A 1,342-nucleotide genomic window follows, 5' to 3' on the forward strand; every position below is an offset into this window, starting at 1 on the left:
GCCGCCCAGCCGGCGGGCAGTGACGCCGGCACCGACGACGACATCCTCCAGACAGCTCGCAGGCAGGTGCTGGAGGACGGCAACGGCCTGTCGGCCGAGCAGACACTCGCCGTGCTGCGGCTCGGTGACGACCGGATCAGCGAAGCGCTCGCGCTCGCGCATGAGGTGCGGATGCGCTGGTGCGGCCCGGACGTCGAGGTCGAGGGAATCGTCAGTCTCAAGACCGGCGGCTGCCCCGAGGACTGCCACTTCTGCTCCCAGTCCGGGCAGTTCGACTCACCGGTCCGCGCGGTCTGGCTGGACATCCCGTCGCTGGTCCAGGCCGCACAGGCAACCAAGGACACCGGAGCCAGCGAGTTCTGCATCGTCGCGGCTGTACGGGGCCCGGACGAACGGCTGATGAGCCAGGTCCGCGCGGGCATCGCCGCGATCCACGCCGCCGTGGACATCAACATCGCCTGTTCGCTCGGGATGCTCACCCAAGAACACGTTGACGCCCTCGTTGACATGGGCGTGCACCGTTACAACCACAACCTGGAGACGGCGCGTTCGCACTTCCCCCAGGTCGTGACCACGCACAGCTGGCAGGAACGGTGGGACACCTGCGAGATGGTGCGCGCGGCCGGCATGGAGCTGTGCTGCGGAGCGATCATCGGTGTCGGCGAGACGCTGGAACAACGGGCGGAGCTCGCCGGGCAGCTGGCCGCCTTGGAGCCCGACGAGGTGCCGCTGAACTTCCTCAACCCGCGGCCTGGCACGCCCTTCGCGGACCTGCCGGTTCTCGACGCCACCGACGCCCTGCGGACGATCGCCGCGTTCCGGCTCGCGCTGCCGCGCACCATCCTGCGTTATGCCGGCGGCCGTGAAATCACCCTCGGTGACCTGGCTGTTGACGGCATGCTCGGCGGCATCAACGCCGTCATCGTCGGCAACTACCTGACGACGTTGGGACGCCCGGCCGAAGCGGACCTCGCGATGCTCGCCGACCTCAAAATGCCGATCAAGTCGATGCAGGCCACCTTCTGACCGGAGCGGCACCGGCCCGGCCAGAAGGTGGCCTCCTCCGGGCGCGCGACCACGGTCCTTCCGCGCGCCCGGAGACCCCAACACGCCCTACGCTCACCAGCATGACCATCAGCGGGACCGAGACGACCTTCTGTGACCGGTGCGGACGCCCGCGCACCGATGGCGCGCACGACACCTGTGGGCGGGCCCGGCTGCTGGAACCGCCGCGCTTCTGCACGACCTGCCGCCGACGGCTGATCGTGCAGGTAACACCCACCGAGTGGACGGCGCGCTGCAGCGAGCACGGCGTAACTACCAGCTAAGAGCGCCCGGCAAT

1 protein-coding gene is annotated in these 1,342 nt (G+C 69.3%); it reads left to right on the forward strand.

Annotated features, from left to right (window positions below):
* The first annotated feature begins 42 nt into the window (after nucleotides 1–42).
* Nucleotides 43–1,026, forward strand: coding sequence for a biotin synthase BioB (bioB, locus tag MJ783_RS10050; RefSeq protein WP_239310134.1), 984 nt, complete (start codon nucleotides 43–45; stop codon nucleotides 1,024–1,026).
* The last annotated feature ends 316 nt before the right edge of the window (nucleotides 1,027–1,342 follow it).

The organism is Protofrankia sp. Cj3, from assembly GCF_917627355.1.
GTDB lineage: Bacteria > Actinomycetota > Actinomycetes > Frankiales > Frankiaceae > Protofrankia.